Origin of the sequence: Deinococcus metallilatus (assembly GCF_004758605.1) — a bacterium.
In the GTDB taxonomy this organism is placed as follows: Bacteria; Deinococcota; Deinococci; order Deinococcales; family Deinococcaceae; genus Deinococcus; species Deinococcus metallilatus.
In genome coordinates this window covers 1931346-1947042 of the sequence record NZ_CP038512.1, presented here as the reverse complement: position 1 = coordinate 1947042, position 15697 = coordinate 1931346, and the positions used below count along the sequence as shown (strand labels likewise).

General features: G+C 69.6%; 22 protein-coding genes. 8 read left to right on the top strand and 14 right to left on the bottom strand.

Annotation, left to right across the window (positions count from 1 at the left end):
• Positions 1–33: 33 nt before the first annotated feature.
• Positions 34–396, bottom strand: a complete 363-nt coding sequence (locus tag E5F05_RS15435; RefSeq protein ID WP_129119534.1) for a nuclear transport factor 2 family protein — start codon at positions 394–396, stop codon at positions 34–36.
• Between the two features lie 137 nt (positions 397–533).
• On the opposite strand from E5F05_RS15435, the gene E5F05_RS15430 reads away from it, so the two are divergent.
• On the top strand, positions 534–1364 hold the full coding sequence (locus E5F05_RS15430) for a helix-turn-helix domain-containing protein (protein WP_129119533.1): 831 nt from the start codon (positions 534–536) through the stop codon (positions 1362–1364).
• 69 nt (positions 1365–1433) lie between these two features.
• Here the strand turns inward: E5F05_RS15430 and E5F05_RS15425 are convergent, their stop codons facing one another.
• Together E5F05_RS15425 and E5F05_RS15420 are read right to left on the bottom strand one after the other, a co-directional pair.
• Positions 1434–2060, bottom strand: a complete 627-nt coding sequence (locus tag E5F05_RS15425) for a hypothetical protein (RefSeq protein WP_129119532.1) — start codon at positions 2058–2060, stop codon at positions 1434–1436.
• Between the two features lie 53 nt (positions 2061–2113).
• On the bottom strand, positions 2114–2695 hold the full coding sequence (locus E5F05_RS15420; protein WP_244944494.1) for a GNAT family N-acetyltransferase: 582 nt from the start codon (positions 2693–2695) through the stop codon (positions 2114–2116).
• 41 nt (positions 2696–2736) lie between these two features.
• On the opposite strand from E5F05_RS15420, the gene E5F05_RS15415 reads away from it, so the two are divergent.
• The gene (locus E5F05_RS15415; protein ID WP_129119531.1) at positions 2737–3291 is read left to right on the top strand and encodes a hypothetical protein; all 555 of its coding nucleotides are present in this window, start codon (positions 2737–2739) and stop codon (positions 3289–3291) included.
• Positions 3292–3301: 10 nt separating this feature from the next.
• Here the strand turns inward: E5F05_RS15415 and E5F05_RS15410 are convergent, their stop codons facing one another.
• Positions 3302–3862 (bottom strand): GNAT family N-acetyltransferase, encoded by a 561-nt coding sequence (locus tag E5F05_RS15410; RefSeq protein ID WP_129119530.1) that lies wholly within the window; start codon positions 3860–3862, stop codon positions 3302–3304.
• 118 nt (positions 3863–3980) lie between these two features.
• Between E5F05_RS15410 and E5F05_RS15405 the strand changes: the two genes are divergently transcribed.
• Both E5F05_RS15405 and E5F05_RS15400 read left to right on the top strand, forming a co-directional pair.
• On the top strand, positions 3981–5099 hold the full coding sequence (locus E5F05_RS15405) for a Gfo/Idh/MocA family protein (protein WP_129119529.1): 1119 nt from the start codon (positions 3981–3983) through the stop codon (positions 5097–5099).
• Positions 5096–5632 carry a putative glycolipid-binding domain-containing protein gene (locus E5F05_RS15400; protein WP_129119528.1) on the top strand — a complete coding sequence of 179 codons (537 nt, stop codon included), beginning with the start codon at positions 5096–5098 and terminating at the stop codon, positions 5630–5632. Before E5F05_RS15405 ends, E5F05_RS15400 begins: the two co-directional genes overlap by 4 nt.
• A gap of 2 nt (positions 5633–5634) precedes the next feature.
• Here the strand turns inward: E5F05_RS15400 and yidD are convergent, their stop codons facing one another.
• A complete protein-coding gene (yidD, locus tag E5F05_RS15395) occupies positions 5635–5946 on the bottom strand; it encodes a membrane protein insertion efficiency factor YidD (protein ID WP_129119527.1) in 312 nt (103 codons plus the stop codon).
• 82 nt (positions 5947–6028) lie between these two features.
• Between yidD and E5F05_RS15390 the strand changes: the two genes are divergently transcribed.
• Complete coding sequence (locus E5F05_RS15390; protein ID WP_129119526.1) at positions 6029–6805, top strand: hypothetical protein; 777 nt, start codon at positions 6029–6031, stop codon at positions 6803–6805.
• Between the two features lie 9 nt (positions 6806–6814).
• On the opposite strand, the gene E5F05_RS22110 is transcribed toward E5F05_RS15390, so the two are convergent.
• Both E5F05_RS22110 and E5F05_RS15385 read right to left on the bottom strand, forming a co-directional pair.
• Complete coding sequence (locus E5F05_RS22110; RefSeq protein WP_425322070.1) at positions 6815–6934, bottom strand: hypothetical protein; 120 nt, start codon at positions 6932–6934, stop codon at positions 6815–6817.
• Positions 6883–7263, bottom strand: coding sequence for an ester cyclase (locus E5F05_RS15385; protein ID WP_146719928.1), 381 nt, complete (start codon positions 7261–7263; stop codon positions 6883–6885). Before E5F05_RS15385 ends, E5F05_RS22110 begins: the two co-directional genes overlap by 52 nt.
• Positions 7264–7320: 57 nt before the next feature.
• Between E5F05_RS15385 and E5F05_RS15380 the strand changes: the two genes are divergently transcribed.
• Positions 7321–7974: a TetR/AcrR family transcriptional regulator gene (locus E5F05_RS15380; protein WP_129119524.1), complete on the top strand. Its 654-nt coding sequence runs from the start codon at positions 7321–7323 to the stop codon at positions 7972–7974.
• Here the strand turns inward: E5F05_RS15380 and E5F05_RS15375 are convergent.
• The 5 genes from E5F05_RS15375 to E5F05_RS15355 all read right to left on the bottom strand — a co-directional run bounded on the left by E5F05_RS15375 (position 7965) and on the right by E5F05_RS15355 (position 12718).
• The gene (locus E5F05_RS15375; RefSeq protein WP_129119523.1) at positions 7965–8906 is read right to left on the bottom strand and encodes a GNAT family N-acetyltransferase; all 942 of its coding nucleotides are present in this window, start codon (positions 8904–8906) and stop codon (positions 7965–7967) included. The genes E5F05_RS15380 and E5F05_RS15375 overlap by 10 nt on opposite strands.
• Before the next feature lie 19 nt (positions 8907–8925).
• A complete protein-coding gene (locus E5F05_RS15370; protein ID WP_129119522.1) occupies positions 8926–11145 on the bottom strand; it encodes an AAA family ATPase in 2220 nt (739 codons plus the stop codon).
• Positions 11146–11155: 10 nt separating this feature from the next.
• Complete coding sequence (clpS, locus tag E5F05_RS15365) at positions 11156–11491, bottom strand: ATP-dependent Clp protease adapter ClpS (protein WP_129119521.1); 336 nt, start codon at positions 11489–11491, stop codon at positions 11156–11158.
• A gap of 105 nt (positions 11492–11596) precedes the next feature.
• Positions 11597–12286, bottom strand: coding sequence for a YtxH domain-containing protein (locus E5F05_RS15360; protein ID WP_129119520.1), 690 nt, complete (start codon positions 12284–12286; stop codon positions 11597–11599).
• Positions 12287–12343: 57 nt separating this feature from the next.
• Entirely contained in the window at positions 12344–12718 is a 375-nt protein-coding gene (locus tag E5F05_RS15355; protein ID WP_129119519.1) for a hypothetical protein, read from the bottom strand.
• A 110-nt stretch (positions 12719–12828) separates the two neighbouring features.
• On the opposite strand from E5F05_RS15355, the gene E5F05_RS22005 reads away from it, so the two are divergent.
• The gene (locus tag E5F05_RS22005; protein ID WP_342354422.1) at positions 12829–13815 is read left to right on the top strand and encodes a DUF1517 domain-containing protein; all 987 of its coding nucleotides are present in this window, start codon (positions 12829–12831) and stop codon (positions 13813–13815) included.
• Between the two features lie 137 nt (positions 13816–13952).
• Positions 13953–14279, top strand: coding sequence for an HNH endonuclease (locus E5F05_RS15345; protein ID WP_129119517.1), 327 nt, complete (start codon positions 13953–13955; stop codon positions 14277–14279).
• Between the two features lie 27 nt (positions 14280–14306).
• On the opposite strand, the gene E5F05_RS15340 is transcribed toward E5F05_RS15345, so the two are convergent.
• A complete protein-coding gene (locus E5F05_RS15340; RefSeq protein ID WP_244944493.1) occupies positions 14307–14978 on the bottom strand; it encodes a c-type cytochrome in 672 nt (223 codons plus the stop codon).
• A gap of 319 nt (positions 14979–15297) precedes the next feature.
• Entirely contained in the window at positions 15298–15588 is a 291-nt protein-coding gene (locus E5F05_RS15335) for a hypothetical protein (protein WP_129119516.1), read from the bottom strand.
• Between the last annotated feature and the right edge of the window lie 109 nt (positions 15589–15697).

The window sequence follows — 15697 nt, the reverse complement described above, 5'->3', positions numbered from 1 at the left end:
GTCGGCGGCCAGCTTGTCCTCAGCCGCTTTCGGTCACGAGGTGGGGATCTGGTCCAGGAACCCGACGACGGTGCCGAAGCGGCCTCCTATGATCTGGCCCACGTCGGTGCCCCGGGCGACTGCGGCGCCATCAGCGGGCGCGAGTTCCCAGGAGAAGCGGGTGTGGTCGTGGTGGGCCTCCACCTCCGAAGCGAGGCGGAAGCGGAGGCCGGGAAATTGCGCCTGCGCCGCGCCGATCATGGCGGTGATGCCGCTGTGGCCCGCGCCCTGCATGAGCGGGTCCACATAGGTGGCCTCCTCGGTGTACGTCCGGGCCACGATCTCGCGGCGGCGGTCCTCGTCCGGCTCGTTCCAGGCGGCGAGATAAAGATCAACCAGTTCACCAGCGTTACTCATGCGAAGCCTCCTCCGGGCAGACACCCTTGACCTGCTCCAGTGCCGTTCCCAGGAGCATGATGTGGAGGGGACGGGTGGCCTGTCGATGACCCCGGAGGTCATTGGCAACGGCGGGGAGCGGAGCTTACCCTCTGGAAATGACCGCGACCCTGCCCCCCTTCGGCGACCTGCTGCGCGGCTGGCGACAGCGCCGCCGCCTCAGCCAACTGGACCTCGCGGGTGATGCCGACATCTCTGCCCGGCACCTGAGTTACGTGGAAACCGGGCGTTCGGTGCCGAGCCGCGACATGGTGCTGCGCCTGGCGGAGCAGCTGGACGTGCCCCTGCGGGAGCGCAACACCCTGCTGCTGGCGGCGGGCTACGCCCCGATGTTCTCGGAGCGGCCCCTGCACGACCCCGCGCTGGGGGCGGCCCTGGAGGCGGTCGAGGCGGTTCTGGCCGGGCACGAGCCCTATCCGGCCCTGGCGGTGGACCATCACTGGAACCTCGTCGCGGCCAACCGTGCCGTGGGGCCTCTGCTCGCAGGCGTGGACGCCGAACTGCTGACGCCGCCCGTCAACGTCCTGCGCCTGAGCCTCCACCCGCGGGGACTCGCGCCGCGCATTGAGAACCTGAGCGAGTGGCGTCTCCACCTCCTGAACCGCCTCGCCGGGCAGATCGAGCGGAGTGGGGACGCCGAACTCGCACACCTCCGCCGCGAACTGGCCGCCTACCCGGCCCCCGACCCACTGCCAGCGGGCACCCACGGTCACGCTCAGGCCCATGTCTTCGTCCCGCTGCGGCTGATGACCTCGCAGGGTCCCCTCGCGCTGCTGGGGACGACCACCGTTTTTGGGACCCCTCTGGACGTGACCCTCTCGGAACTGGCCATCGAAGCCTTCTTCCCGGCGGATGCGGCCACGGGCGAGCGGTTGCGTGCCCTGCTGGAGGTGCCGCCAGGGGGTGCGGCCGGTGAGGGCGGCGGGTGAAACCGGGGCGCCGTACTTTTTGCCACTCGCTCCGCTCGGTTGATTCCTTGGAATCAACGCAATTTGGTATCAATCCCAGTCCCACTCGCGCCAGTCGCTGGGTCTGGCCTCGCGGCTGGCCTGTTTTTTCTCCGAGGGGGCGTCGGGCAGCGGATACCAGGGATAGGCGGCGGCGAGGGCCGCGTGCAGCCGCCCCAGCAGCAGGGTGCGTAGCGCGGCCTCCTCGCGCGGGGTGACCTTGCCGAGGTCCCGGGCGAGCCGCGTGAGGGTGTCTTCCAGCGCCGGGAGGTGCGGCTCGCGGGCCTTGCGGACGGCCCCCTTGCGGAGCGGCTCGGGGTGAATGGTGGGCGTGTAGCTCTCGGCGGCAGCTTGCAGCAGCGCGGCGCGCTTCGCCTGGCGCGTCTCCCGTGCCCGTTCGGCACGTTCGCGGGCGTCGGCGGCGCGGGCCTGGCCGATCAGGAAGGCCTCGTCGCGCTCGGCGTCCAGCACCCGTTCCTCGCGGTAGAGCTTGACGGGGGGGAGGCGGCGGCGGCCCATCTTCAGGCCGTTCTCGCGTGTGAGGTCGTGCTGGCCCAGGAAGCGGGCGATCAACCCGGCTGTCCAGCCGCGCTCCTTGAGGTCCTGCGTCGCCAGGAAGCCCGGCGGCGTGACCGGCTTGGGGCCTTTGGGGCGGGGCGTATCCCGGCGCTTCTTCACGCGCCTGACCTCCCGGGGTGAGGGGGCACGCCAGGAGCGGTCATGCACGCAGCCTAACGCGCCTCCCATTCGGCGCGCAGCAGGTCCAGCTTCACGCTGTCGAAACGTTGCCCCCGTACCGGGTACGCCTCCCGCACCCGCGCGCACTCGCGGAACCCCACCCGCCGCGCGGCGCGGATCATGCGCTCGTTGCCGCTCCAGGTGGACACGGTGACCACGTGTGCGTTTGTCCATTCGAAGGTGTCGGCCACCCACAGGCGGAGGGCGCGGGTGCCGATGCCTGCGCCCCAGGACGCCGGGTCATAGATCAGGATACCCAGGTCCCACCACCCGCCGCCCACCGGTTCCTCCTCCGAGCGGTTCACCATGCCCACGCACACGCCGTCCACGTCGATCACGCGCTCGTCGGCGTCCGGGCCATTCTGGGCGAGGTACTGCGCGTAGGCGCGCATGGTTTTGTTGGTCGCGGCCGCTGCGAAGTAGGGCGCGTCCCAGCGTCGCCACTCGGCCTGCGGGTCGTTCAGCCAGCGGGTCAGGGTCGGCAGGTCGCGCGGCTGCCGGTCGCGCAGCACCACCGGACGGGCGGGGGAGACGTTCACGCCGCGCATGATGCCAGATGTGCCGGGGCGGGCCATTCTGGCGGGCACAGTGTGCTTTTCCCGTTAAGGTGGGCGGCGTGAAGCGTTCTCTGTTCCTCACGGCCCTGCTCGCCCTCACGCTGCCCACCGCCCTGGCCGCGCCCGCGTCCCCCCGCACGAAGGCGCAGCAGATTGCCCTGCTCCGCGTGCAGGCCCTCGCGCACGCGGCCATCACGCCCGCCACGCTCGCCGTCAGCGGCAGGCCCATGACGTTCACGGTGCCCAACGATTACCTGTATCACCGTGACCTGCGCGTCACCGCGTACCGCCTGGACGACTTCCTGCGCGCCCGCCTGCCGGACCTTGGCGCGCTGCTCGCCCGGGATGCCGCCGTGATGCTGTACTGCGCCGACGGCTACGCGCCCATCGCCCGGCTGCGTGACCTGGTCGGCGCGGGCGGATGGATCGCCGCCAGCAGTCCCGAGGTGGACGCCGACACGCGCTGGCCCGCCGTGACCTACAAGGACAAGCCTCTGCCCGCCGGGCAGATCGGGTACTACCTCGTCTGGGAGAACCACCGGTACCCCGAAAAGCCCCAGCCCTGGGGCCTGGTGGACGTGTACGTGTTGCCCGCCGGAACCACCGTCAGGTGACTCCGAACTGTCAGGCATTCGGGCGGCTGGCCTGAAGGGCTTCCCAGTCCTGCCGCAGCACGGCCAGGCGCACGCTGTCCCAGCGTTTCCCTTCCCACAGCCGCGCTTCCGGCACGCGCCCGCATTCGCGGTAGCCGACGCGCTGCGCGGCGCGGATCATGCGCTCGTTGCCGCCCCAGGTGGTCAGCATGACGACGTGCGCTTCCGTTTCGCGGAACGTCGTTTCCGTCCAGAGCGCCAGCGCCCGGGTGCCCAGTCCCCCGCCCCAGTGCCGCGGGTCGTAGATCACCAGGCCGAGTTCCCACCAGCCGCCGCCCGCCGGGGCTTCCTCCCAGCGGCTCACCTGGCCGATGCACTCGTCATCCAGCGCAAGGACGCGGCTGCTTTGCGCGGGGGGCTGGCTCAGCCGCTTCTCGGTGTAGGCCCCCAGCGTGAGTGTTGAAGGTTCGTCCCGCTCGTGGAAATACGGCGCGTCCCAGCGTTTCCATTCCGGGCTGGCTTCGGCCTGTTCCCAGCGCCACTGAATCGGGAAATCCTCGGGCCGCCGTTCGCGGAGGGTGAGTTCGGGCATTCGCCCCAGCGTACGGGAGGGACACCTTCCGCACATCCGCCAGTTGACCGGCCGCCTTCTGAAGAACGCCTGAAGCGTTGCCGGAAGCAGGCGCGGCCCCCGGTTGTTACGGTGATCCATGCCTCAGAAACCGGACCTCCCCCTTCCCCAGTCCGAGCAGCGCCGCGTCGGGTACGCCATCGTCGGCATCGGTGAACTCAGCAGCGAGGAACTGATTCCCGGCGCGCGGACCAGTGAGCATGCCTACGTCGCGGCCCTGGTCACGGGCGACCCCGAGAAGGGTAAGGCGTTCGCGCGTGCCTACGATCTGACCGAGCAGGACGTGTACCCCTATGACCGCTTCGAGGAACTGGGGCAGCGCGAGGACGTGGAGGCCGTCTACATCGTCCTCCCCAACAGCCTGCACCGCGAGTACGTGGAGCGGGCCGCAAAGATGGGCAAGCACGTCCTGTGCGAGAAGCCCCTCAGCGTCAGTGCCGAAGACGCGCAGGCGATGGTGGACGCCTGCAAGGAAGCGGGCGTGCTGCTGATGACCGCCTACCGCTGCCAGTACACCCCCGAACACTGGGCCGCGCGGGACGCTGTTCAGGACGGCAAGCTCGGCCCGGTCAAGCTGATCGACTCCATTCACGGTCAGGTGCAGGACGACCCGGAAGCGTGGCGACTCAAGCGTGACCTGGCGGGCGGCGGTCCCCTGGTGGATGTGGGCATCTACTGCCTGAACACCATCCGCTTCCTGCTGGGGCAGGAACCCGAGTGGGTCTTCGCCACCCTGCACCAGCCGCAGGACGACCCGCGCTTCAAGGAAGTCGAGGAGTCCATGAGCTTCCTGCTGGGCTTCCCCGGCGGCATCGTCGCCAACTGCCTGACCAGCTACGGCACCCAGAAAACCGCGACCCTGCGCGTGCTGGGTGAACAGGGCACCGTCCTGATGGACCCCGCCTTCACCTACCAGGGCCTCGAACTGACCCTCTCCGACCAGCAGGGCGACTTCCAGCCGAAGTTCCCCAGTGAGGACCAGTTCAGCCTGGAGCTGGACCACTTCGCCCAGTGCATCCGCGAGAAGAAGACGCCCTGGACCCCCGGCGAGGAAGGCGTGCAGGACCACCGCATCATGGACGCGCTGTACCGGAGTGCCCGGAGCGGCCAGGTGGTGAAGCTGGAGAAGGTCGGGGGCCGGGACGCCTTCCGGGGCGAGAAGCCGCGGGCGGCGGGGCGGCAGTCAGCGTGGGGATGAACGCCGCCTGGCGTGGCCTGAACCCCGGCGAGCCCAGCCTCGAACACCTGCGCCTTACCCCCTGGACGGCGGTGGAGGGAACGGTCGTCGGCCTCCGGGAGGGGCAACCTTACACGCTGCATTACTGGCTAGACCTGACAGAAGACGGTCATCCCTTCCGCCTGCGCTGCGACCTGGGGAACCGACCCTCGCTGGACCTCACGCGCTCGCGGGCAGGCGAATGGACGGACGCCGAAGGCCGCCTGCTCCCTGGCCTGTCCGGCTGCACCGACGTGGACCTCCGCGCGACCCCCTTCACGAACACGCTGCCCATCCGCCGCCTGGGCTTGCCTGTGGGCGAGGCGGGCGAGGTGCGCGCGGTGTGGGTGAACGTCCCCACGCTGGAAACGCGCGTCGCCCGCCAACGCTACACGCGGACGGGCGACCTGACCTACCGCTACGAGAATCTGGAGAGCGGGTACGTCAACGAGATCACCGTGGATGGGGAAGGGCTGGTCACGCTCTATCCGGGAGCCTTCGGGCGTCTGGTCTGACCTTACCCGCAGCGGAAGGGAATGGGAATCGGCCCGCAGCAGCACACGCCCCGCACGCGCGGCCCGTCCGTGCCGAACGCCAGCGGTGACCCGGCACGCAGGAGGTTATGGGCTGCCCGGCACTCGCGGAAGCGTGCGGCGATCCGCGCCCGGCCTTTCAGCAGGCCCTCCTCCCGAATGATTCGCGCCACTGCCGCCGAGCATGACTCGCCGCCGTAGAGCGCCGCGTGCGCGCAGCAAAAGCCCTTGCGCCGCGAGAGGTGCCGCTGGTAGAAGCGGATGCCGGAGAGGGTGAGGGTGTCGAGGGGGGACATGGGGCGAGGGTAGGGGAGAGGCGCTCCCCCCGGTTCCTATTTGGCTGAAGGCGCCTCAATGAGCAGGCGTAGACTTTCCCGCATGGCCCGCCGCGCCCGCTTTGCCCAGGCCCAGTTCGCCCTCTGGCCCGACGAGGGACTGCTGGAGGCCGTCCGGTCGTTTCCCGGCGAGCGGATCAACATCCTCCGCACCGAGTTGGATGATGGCCGCGACACCCTGACCGTGGACCTCGCGGACGAGTTCTACCGCGCCTCCGGGGAGGACGGCTGGCAGGTGGGACCGGACGGCCGCCCCGACCCCCGCCACCATGGCCGCCTGCTGCGCCTGACCTGGGAAAGCCGCTGGGAGGGGAGCATCTATCACGGCAACCGGATTTTCGCGCTGGAGAGCTACGACGAGTTCTACGGGGGACCGTACGGCACCTTCCACCCGACCCGGCAGGGGTTGCCCCCGTCCTTCCTGTACGAGGTGGTGAGCGACCCCGACCCCTGGATCACCGAGATTCTGGAGGAGAACGACAACACCGACACTTTCCCGCCCTACGGCGTGCCGGTGGCGGTGAGCGAGAAGTTGCGGGCACGCGAGCCACAGATCGAGACGACCGGGCGCTTCTTTCCAGAGAACGCCCGGCCCAGTGACACGGGAAGCGGCTTCGTCTACAGCTTGGGCCGTCCGGCGCCGACCACACCGGAACAGTGGGCCGAGGCACAGGCGCAGATGAGGCGGCTCCGTGAGGCCCAGTGGCAGGCGCAGCGCCGCCGCCCGCGCTACCGCCACCTGTTGCTCGCCTCGGGCACGCACATTCTGGAGGTGCTGTGCGAGGATTTGCCGACGTGGGCGTGGGTGGGCGGGAGCTGACGGGCTGGGTCAACCGTTTGCGGCCTGGGCCTCCGGCGGCGGGGCCGTCAGTTGCCTCATCAGACTGGCCGTGTCCATCAGGTGCCAGAGGTCGGTGTTCTTGCCGTCCTCCCAGCGCAGAAAGTGCATGTGGCGCATCCTGATCTTCCTGCCGGTGGGGGAAGCTCGCGGAAAGGCCCGATGTCAAAGCGGCCGAGGTGGGTGCCGGTCATCGTGGAGTGGAAGGCGACGATATCGCCCTCGGCCAGGACGTGATGCACCTCGAAGTGCAGGTCGGGGAAGGCCCGCCGCATCATGGAGACGGTGTCCCTGAGGTGGCGGAGCATGTCGGTGCCGGGCGTCTCCTGGTGGTCTACCCCCCGTGCGGGGATCACCTCGTCGAAGACGGAGACGTCACCTTGATTGAAGGCCCGCTCCAGGGTCTGCATCGCCAACTGCCGATTCAGCTCTGCCGACATACCTTCCCTCCATTCGATGTAGTGAAACTACACCCAACATCGTTGTACTCTTCCTGTATGGGCAGTGTCAAGGCCGAACCCAGACTCACCCACCGTCAGCGCCAGGCGCTCGCCACGCAGCAGCTCGTGGTGGGCGCCGCCCGCCGCCTGTTTCTGGAGCAGGGGTACGGCGCGACCACCATCGACGACATCGCCCGTGAAGCTGGCGTGGCGGTCAGCACGGTCTACAGCATCTTCGGCAACAAACGCGGGGTGCTCCGCGCCATCCGCGAAGCGTGGCACCAGACATCCCGGCAGCGCGACTTTCGCCAGGACGCCCTCGCCCACGAGAACCCCGCCCAGCGTTTTGAATTGATGGCCCATCTCACCCGGCGGCAATGGGAAACGGGCGCCGAGATGGTCCGCATCTACCAGAGCGCCGGGGCCGCCGACCCCGAGGCCGCCGCCGAACTCCAGCAGGCCCTGGGGGGCCGCCGCGCCGCCCAGCGTCACTTCGTCGCGGAAAGTGCGGCCATGCTGCGACCGGGCCTGAGTGTGGAGCGGGCCTCGGCGCTACTCCAGGCGCTGACACTGTTCGAGGTGTACCACGAACTCGTCACCGAGTCGGGCTGGACGCCGGACGAGTACGAAGCCTGGCTGGCCCGGACGCTGGGGGAGCAGTTGCTGGGGGGGGCACTGCCGGAGGGGGATGAGCCTTCAGTTCAGTCCTGAATCAGCCACAGATTCGCTGGACGGAATCCGGCGTCCTCCAGCGCAGCGGCCCGCTCAGTCCACGCTGCCGGGCAGATGACCTCAACGGTGTGCTTGCCGCGCTTGTGGAAGGCGTGGTGCGCTGCATTCAGCAGGGCCGGGAAGATGTTCCAGGCGTCCGCATACAGGTCGTCGATCAGTCCCACGCCCTCTGCGTTATGCGCGGGCGGCGACCCAGCGGGCTGCGCGACGACAAAACCATCCACGCCGCTTGGGCCCTCGTGGACCAGCAGATCACGGTCTGGGAGCGTGAGGCTGTGGCGCATCCAGTCTTCAAAGCGGGCGGACGCCTCCGGGTGCGGGGTCCAGAAGCGCGGGTTGGCGCGGCGTTTGCCCTCCTGCGCGTCCCGGTTCAGGCGGACGAGGGCGGGTAGGTCATCTTCCCGGGCGGGCCGGATGGAAGCGGGAGCCGGTACAGAAGGGTCAACAGGGCGGGCCATCCACAGCGTCAGGGGCGCGTAACCGTGCGCTTGCAACAGCCGCAGTCGCTCCTTGTCACGGGCCGGACAGGCGGCATTGATCAGGGCAGCCTCTGCCGCTCTCAGAAAGCTCTCGGCAGCCGACAGAAGCAGGGGGAGGGCTCCGGGTGTGTCCGCGTAGAAGTCCTCCCCGATCAGCCCGGCAAGGAGACTCCGGTACACGGGTGGAGCCGGATAAAGTCCCGCTGAGATAACACCCACAGCCTCTCCATTCTGTTCCGCCAGGAACCACGCGAACCGTTCCGGGCTGGAGAACTCGCCTTCCAGCCTGGATCGCACCCGGTTTTCCGCCTCCGGGTGAAGGGGCCACAGCGCCGGTTCCAGTTCAGCGCGAGTCCTGGCCGCCACCAGAATGAGGGGAATCAGCGCGGGGATGTCCTCCTTCCCCGTCCGCCGAGTTGTGATGGTGTTCACAAGAAGAATGTACCGGGATTCAGCCGTTAAAAGTAAACCCTTCTCCCTCCGCATCCACCGTCACTCCGCCCCCATCCTTCAACTGCCCGAACAGCAGTTCATCGGCCAGCGGGCGTTTCACCCTCTCCTCGATCACGCGGGCGAGGGGGCGCGCGCCCATCTGCGGGTCGTAGCCCAGTTGGGCGAGGAGGGCCCGGGCGGCGGGCGTGACGGTCAGTGTGACGCCGCGCTCGGCCAGTTGTGCCGCCAGTTGCGCCAGGAACTTGTCCACCACGCTTGCCATCACCTCGCGCGAGAGCGGCTTGAAGTGGATCACGGCGTCCAGCCGGTTACGGAACTCGGGCGTGAAGGTGCGCTTGACGGCTTCCGCCTCCTCGCCCGCGCGGCCCTCACGGGAGAAACCCAGGGCGGGACGGCTGGCGTCGGCGGCCCCGGCGTTGGTGGTGAAGATCAGGATCAGGCCGCGTCCGTCCACCTTCTTGCCGGTGTGGTCGGTCAGCGTGCCGTGGTCCATCAACTGAAGGAAGAGGTTGTAGACGTCCGGGTGCGCCTTCTCGATCTCGTCCAGCAGCAGGACCGCGTGGGGATTCTTCGCTACCGCGTCCGTCAGCAGGCCGCCCTGGTCGAAGCCCACGTAGCCGGGAGGGGCACCGATCAAGCGGGCGACGGTGTGCGCTTCCTGATACTCGCTCATGTCGAAGCGGGCCAGATGCACGCCCAGGCGGTCCGCGAGGGCGCGGGCCAGCTCGGTCTTGCCCACGCCGGTCGGTCCGGCGAACAGGAAGGCCCCCTGTGGCTTCTGCGGATCGCGCAGGCCCGCCCGGGCGAGCTTCACGGCGCTGGCGACGGCTCCCACGGCCGCATCCTGCCCGAACACCCGCGCCTTCAGGTCGGTTTCCAGCGTGGCGAGGGATTTGACTTCCTCGGCCTTCACCGCGCCGACCGGCACGCGGGCCATGCGGGCGACGGTGGCCTCGATGTCCGTCTCGCTGATCTCGCCGCCCTTCCCGGCGGAGGAGCGGGCGGCTCCGGCTTCGTCCAGCACGTCAATCGCCTTGTCGGGCAGGAAGCGGTCGCGCAGGTGGCGCGCGGAGAGGCGCACGGCGGCATCCAGCGCCCCCTCGGTGTACGTGACGCCGTGGTGCCGGGCGTACCCCGGCGCCAGGCCGCGCAGGATGGCGAGCGCGTCCTCCTCGGACGGTTCGGGCACGTCCACCGTCTGAAAGCGGCGCCACAGCGCCCGGTCCCGTTCGAGGTGGCGCAGTTCGGGAGGCGTGGTCGCGCCCAGCACCCGCAGCCGCCCGCGAGCCAGCGCCGGTTTGAGGAGGTTGGCGGCGTCCACGCTGCCGCCCTCGGTGGCTCCGGCGCCGACCAGCGTGTGCAGTTCGTCGATGAACAGCACCGCGTTCTGACCGTCCAGCGCGCTCAAGACCGCCTTGAGCCGCTGCTCGAAGTCGCCCCGGTAGCGGGTTCCGGCCAGCAACGCGCCCAGGTCGAGGGCATAGACGGAAGCGCCGCGCAGGAAGCCCGGGGCCTGGCCGTCCGCCACCCGCTGCGCCAGGCCCTCCGCCAGCGCCGTCTTGCCCACGCCCGGCTCGCCCACCAGGACGGGATTGTTCTTGGCCCGCCGCGCGAGGATATGCACCATGCGCTCCAGTTCGGCCTCCCGCCCGATCACCGGGTCGAACTCGCCTGCCCTGGCCTGGGCGGTCAGGTCGGTCGCGTAGGCCTTCAGCGGGTTCTGTTCGGCCGGTCCACCGGTTTCCGGTTCGCCGTCCACGCCCGCGACCTGCCGCTCGCGCTCACGGCCTGCCACCTTGGCGGCGCCGTGCGAGATGTACCCCAGCACGTCCAGCCGGGTCACGCCCTGGGCTTCCAGCGCCGCGCGGGCGGGGGAGTCCTCCTCTTCCAGCAGTTCGGCCAGGACGCGCGCGCCGTCGGCCTGTTCGTGGCCCTTGCCGCTCGCGTGCAGTTGCAGGACCGCGCCCCGCACGACCCGGTGAACACCCAGCGTGAAGTCGGGCTGGGCGCCTTCCACCACCTCGAAGCCGTCCAGCAGCGCCAGGAGGTCGTCCCGCAGTCGTTCCACATCCGTGCCGACCGCCAGCAGCGCCTCGCGCCCCTCGGGGTCGTGGGTCAGGGCCAGCAGGAGGTGTTCGAGGGTCACCAGTTCGTGCCCGGCCTCGCGGGCGTAGTCGGCGGCGCGGCCGAGCGTGACTTGCAGATGGTCGCCGATCACTGTGCCTCCCTCACTCGCCCGCCTCCGGTTCCGCGACCAGCCGCAGCGGGTGGCCTTGCTGCCGGGCGTGCGCCATCACCTGCGCGACCTTGGTTTCGGCCACGTCGCGCGTGTACACGCCCGCCACGCCCTGTCCCTTGTGATGAACCGCCAGCATGATCAGTTGCGCCTCGCTCTCCGCCTTGCGGAAGTAGCTCCGGAGCACCTCGACCACGAACTCCATCGGGGTGTAATCGTCGTTCAGGAGCAGCACCCGGTAGAGCCGGGGGCGTTGGGTGGTCGTGCGCTCCAGCGTCCCGGTGCGTTCCAGGGTTCCGGTGCGGCCCTCGCCGTCTCGCCGCGTCATACCTGGGAGTCTACCCGCGCGGGGCAGGGAAAGGCGGGGCAGGGGTCACGGTCCGGGGCAAAAGGAAAGCCTCCCACGTCGGGGAGGCTCGCCAGAAGGGGCGGTTTACATCCGGCGTTCGGCGTCCTTGACGGTGTTCTTCACGTCGTTCGCCGTGTTCTGGGCGTCGTTCTTGGTATTCTGAGCCGCGTTCTGAACGTCGTTCTTGACGTTCTGGGCCCCGGCGCGCAGGTCGGCGGCGGCATTCTGAGCCGCGTTCTGGGCCTGGTTCAGGTTCTGCTGGGCATCGGCCTTGATGTTGGCGGCGGCCTGCTGGGCCTGGTCCTTCGCCTGGTTCGCGGCCTGCTGGACATTCTGCTTGGCGTCCTGGGCGGCGTCCTTCAGGCGGGGTTCCACGTCCTTCGCCTCGTCCTTGGCGGTGTTCGCCACGTCGCGCGCGGCGTCCTTGGCCTCGGTGGCGGCTCCGGCGACGGCCACCTTCGCCTCGCCTGCCACGTCCTTCGCCTTGTCCAGCCCCGCCTGCACGCCGCCCTGCTGCACGGCGTCCTTGACCTCGCCCGCCTTGTCGGCGATGACGTGTCCGGCGCTGGCGGCGGCGTCCTTGGTCTTCTCCCAGCCCTTGGCGACGCTGTCGCCCACGTTCTCGGCGGCGTCCTTGAGGCCCAGTTCGGAGAGTTTCTGGTCCAGGGCGCGGCGGTTTTGCTCGCGGCTGAGGTAGTAGGCCACGCCCCCGATCAGGGCGCCCAGCAGCAGGAGTCGCTTCAGCGGAAAGTGACGTTCTTCGCGTTCAAACATACCAATCAGCGTAGGCCCGCCCTCTCACCGGAGGATGAGCGCCCGTTCAGGGCAGGTTCACGCCGTCCGGCCCGGCAGGCCCAGCCGCCGCGCCAGCCCTTCTTCCAGCAGCCATTCCTCGGGTTCCCCCGCGTCCGTCACTCGCAGCAGCACGCAGCCCCGGTCCAGGTAGAAGGCGACGACCTTGGCCCACGCCTCCTCCTCGTCCCCGGCTTCCTCCTCCAGATCGGCCAGGGTGCCCCACACGTCCCCCTCCACCTCCGCGCTCCGCAGCGCCTCGGCGTGGCCGCTCAGGACGTAGGGGTCCACGGCTTCCTCCGGCGGATAGATGCCGCCCGGTTCACGCACGGCCAGCCGGTCGTCCCGCTCGTAGAGGTTCGCCAGGAACGCCTCCCACTGGTCGCCGGTCATGTCGATGATGCTGTCACTCATGCCGGGAGTGTACGGCGCGGCCCGGCGCAGGGCCTCCCGGCACCGCCCGCCTTCGCCAACCCTTTACGCCCCCGGCGCGGGGGGAACCGAAGGCCGCCCCACCTCATACACTGGATCAGTATGCCGATCTTCACGCAGCGAACCATCCGGGGCGTGCTGGCGTTTCTCGCCATGCTCGCACTTGTCCTCGCCGTGCTGGCCCTGCTGGGGCACGCCGCCGCACAATCGGGGGGCGGTTTCGGGGGCAGCACCGGCGGCAGTTCGGGGGGCGGAGGGTACTCGGGCGGCGGCTACAGCGGCGGGGGCGGCTACAGCGGTGGCGGGTACTCGGGAGGTGGGTACTCCGGCCCGATCATCGTCGGCGGGGGCGGGTTCGGTCCCGGTTACTACGGCGGCGGGGGTGGGGGCTTCGGCCTCTTCGGGCTGATCATCTTCGGGCTGGTGATCTTCGCGGTGGTCGGCTTCATGCGCCGCAGCCTGGGCGGGGGGGCGCGCGGGGTCTGGGGGCGCTGGGCGGCGTCAGCGGCACCGCGCAGGCCGCCAGCGTCCAACTGCTGCTGGCCGAGGGGGACGAGGTCAAACGCGACCTCCAGCGCATCGCGCAGCAGGGGGACCCCGACACCAACGAGGGCCTCGCGCGGATGCTTCAGGAAGCGGCGCTGGCCTTGCTGCGCCACCCCGAACGCTGGGTGTACGGCAATGTCGAGCGCGCGCAGGGCCCGGCCAGCAGCGCCGACAGCCAGGTGGGCGCCTGGGCCACCGAGGCCCGCGCCGCCTTTACCGAGCAGACCACCAGCAACTACCAGAACCGCGACCCCCACAGCGGCTTCGCGCACCGCGGCGACTACACCTTCCAGAAGGACGCGGGCGACCTGTACCTGGCCGTGACGATTGCCGTCGCCGCGCACGCCCTGGGCAACCTCCCCCCGGCGGGCGTGACTACGGCGGCCGAGGCCCGCGAGGCCCTGATGGTGATCAGCAGCGTGAACCCCGGCGACCTGATCCGCGCCGAGGTGGTCTGGAGCCCCGACGCCGAGGGCGAATTCCTCAGCGAGGACGAGGCGATCCGGAAGTATCCGAAACTGACGAAGCTGTGAAGAGGGGTTAGGCGTTAGGGGATTAGGAGTGAGTGGGGGCAAAGGCGAAAGCTGTAGCCCCCGCTCTCTTTTTCCTAACCCCTCCCCCGTAACCTCCCACCCGGTTTTCCCGCCTGCCGCACGCCATCATCCCCCCAATGGCCCGCCGCCGCCCCTCCTCCGACTGGCCCCCACCGCCGCGTGAACTGCAGGTGTGTGCCCTGTGCGAACGCGGGACGCCGGTGCTGACCGAGCATCATCTGGTGCCCCGGTCGCAGGGGCGGCGGCAGGGTGTGAAGGTGCAGGCCCTTCCCACCGTGGCCCTGTGTCCGGCCTGTCACAAGTTCCTGCACCGGACCTTCAGCAACGCGGAACTGGCGGGCGAGTACCACAGCCTGGACGCCCTGCTGGCCCACGACGCCGTGCGGAGGTTCGTGGCGTGGCTCCGCACCCAGCCCGCCACCAAGGGCGTCCGGGTGCGCTGACAGGGAAGAGGCGGAGTTCCTGCCGGATTACCTGGTCATGCTGCTGAGGTAGGCGACCAGCGCCCTCAGATCGTCCTCGCCGAGCGGCTTGACGACAATCCGCATGGCTTCCGGCTGGGGAATGCCACCGAACGAGGGCGTGTTCTTGTACTCGTGCAGCACGGCCAGGGCGTAGGTGGGCGACTGGTTGGTGATGCTCGCCACGCCCAGATGATCCTCGCCGCGCCCGCTCGCGCCGTGACAGATGGCGCAGGCAATCGCACCCCGGGCCGGGTCGCCGCCCATAAACAGCGCCTCACCCCGGGCGCGCAGGGCCGCGTCGGTCGTGTTCCAGGCAGGCCCGATGGCCTGGGCCGAGAAATAGGCGGCCAGGTCAGCCATGTCCTGGTCTGTGAGGCTCGCCGCCACCCGCTGCATGACCGGGCTGGGCCGCAACTTGGCGCGGAAGGCGGCGAGCTGGAAGCGGACGTAGCCGGGGACCTGTCCGGCCAGCCGCGGCACCTCCGGGTTCGTGCTGACGCCACCCGGGCCGTGACAGCTCTGGCAGACGGAGGCCGAGAGCTGCGCGCCGTGCGCCGCGTTGGGCGTGCTGTACTTCAGCTCCAGCGGGTTGCCCCCGGGGGCGCACCGGGCGGTGAGCCGTTCTGTGCCACGGCAGCCAGAACAGGCGCAGCGAGCGCAAGCGGAGCGGCGAGCCACAGAAAACGTCGAGCGGTACGCTTCATAGCAACCTCCCGTTCGGATGATGGTTCCTTTTCGCTCAAGTGTACTCTATTTCACACTCCTGTGCCGTACGCTGCGGCTTATAGATGAAGGGATCGTGAATTTTCAAAAAGCGATTGTTGAGAAAGTCCGCGAGATAGCAGAAGCTTTCCCACGTCTGGAGCTGACCGACACGGTCGCTCGGCAAGGGAACAGCCGGGGAGATAGGGCGGATACTTCCCCGGAGGCAGCGGGACAGACAAGGGGAGACAGCCTGCCGTTGCGCCGGGAGGCCCTCACACCGGTAGGGGGGAGACTAAACCGTGCCCTCGCTGCTGTCGCGGCCGGGGTGGTCGGTGCCGTCGTCGGCGCCGCTGCCGTCCTCGGCCTCCCGGATGACGCGGCCCCCGTCGATGATGGCGGGGATCATGCCGGTGCCGCTGGGGCCGCTCAGGATGGGCGGCACGAGCAGGCCGTCCGGCCCGCCCCCGTCCCGGACCTCCTCGCCCTCGACCGGCGAGTTCACGAGGTTGCCACTGTCCTGCTCGATTTCCTCGACGCTCTTGCCCAGAGGCGCGTCGCCGTAGCGGTGGTCTGAGTCGGTCATGCTCCAGTGTGCGGCGTGCCGGACTCGGGCAGCGTGAGCCGTGACTTGGGCGGGCCTTCATTTGGGGCTGGCGTCAGGCGGTGTGGGGCGGGCCCGGCGCCGCACCCGC

Bases quoted from the DNA above. Each gene is read 5' to 3' on its own strand.
- E5F05_RS15435 (WP_129119534.1), bottom strand. From the start codon at position 396: ATGAGTAACGCTGGTGAACTGGTTGATCTTTATCTCGCCGCCTGGAAC.
- E5F05_RS15430 (WP_129119533.1), top strand. From the start codon at position 534: ATGACCGCGACCCTGCCCCCCTTCGGCGACCTGCTGCGCGGCTGGCGA.
- E5F05_RS15420 (WP_244944494.1), bottom strand. From the start codon at position 2,695: ATGGCCCGCCCCGGCACATCTGGCATCATGCGCGGCGTGAACGTCTCC.
- E5F05_RS15410 (WP_129119530.1), bottom strand. From the start codon at position 3,862: ATGCCCGAACTCACCCTCCGCGAACGGCGGCCCGAGGATTTCCCGATT.
- E5F05_RS15405 (WP_129119529.1), top strand. From the start codon at position 3,981: ATGCCTCAGAAACCGGACCTCCCCCTTCCCCAGTCCGAGCAGCGCCGC.
- E5F05_RS15400 (WP_129119528.1), top strand. From the start codon at position 5,096: ATGAACGCCGCCTGGCGTGGCCTGAACCCCGGCGAGCCCAGCCTCGAA.
- yidD (WP_129119527.1), bottom strand. From the start codon at position 5,946: ATGTCCCCCCTCGACACCCTCACCCTCTCCGGCATCCGCTTCTACCAG.
- E5F05_RS15390 (WP_129119526.1), top strand. From the start codon at position 6,029: ATGGCCCGCCGCGCCCGCTTTGCCCAGGCCCAGTTCGCCCTCTGGCCC.
- E5F05_RS22110 (WP_425322070.1), bottom strand. From the start codon at position 6,934: ATGCACTTTCTGCGCTGGGAGGACGGCAAGAACACCGACCTCTGGCAC.
- E5F05_RS15385 (WP_146719928.1), bottom strand. From the start codon at position 7,263: ATGTCGGCAGAGCTGAATCGGCAGTTGGCGATGCAGACCCTGGAGCGG.
- E5F05_RS15380 (WP_129119524.1), top strand. From the start codon at position 7,321: ATGGGCAGTGTCAAGGCCGAACCCAGACTCACCCACCGTCAGCGCCAG.
- clpS (WP_129119521.1), bottom strand. From the start codon at position 11,491: ATGACGCGGCGAGACGGCGAGGGCCGCACCGGAACCCTGGAACGCACC.
- E5F05_RS15360 (WP_129119520.1), bottom strand. From the start codon at position 12,286: ATGTTTGAACGCGAAGAACGTCACTTTCCGCTGAAGCGACTCCTGCTG.
- E5F05_RS15355 (WP_129119519.1), bottom strand. From the start codon at position 12,718: ATGAGTGACAGCATCATCGACATGACCGGCGACCAGTGGGAGGCGTTC.
- E5F05_RS15345 (WP_129119517.1), top strand. From the start codon at position 13,953: ATGGCCCGCCGCCGCCCCTCCTCCGACTGGCCCCCACCGCCGCGTGAA.
- E5F05_RS15335 (WP_129119516.1), bottom strand. From the start codon at position 15,588: ATGACCGACTCAGACCACCGCTACGGCGACGCGCCTCTGGGCAAGAGC.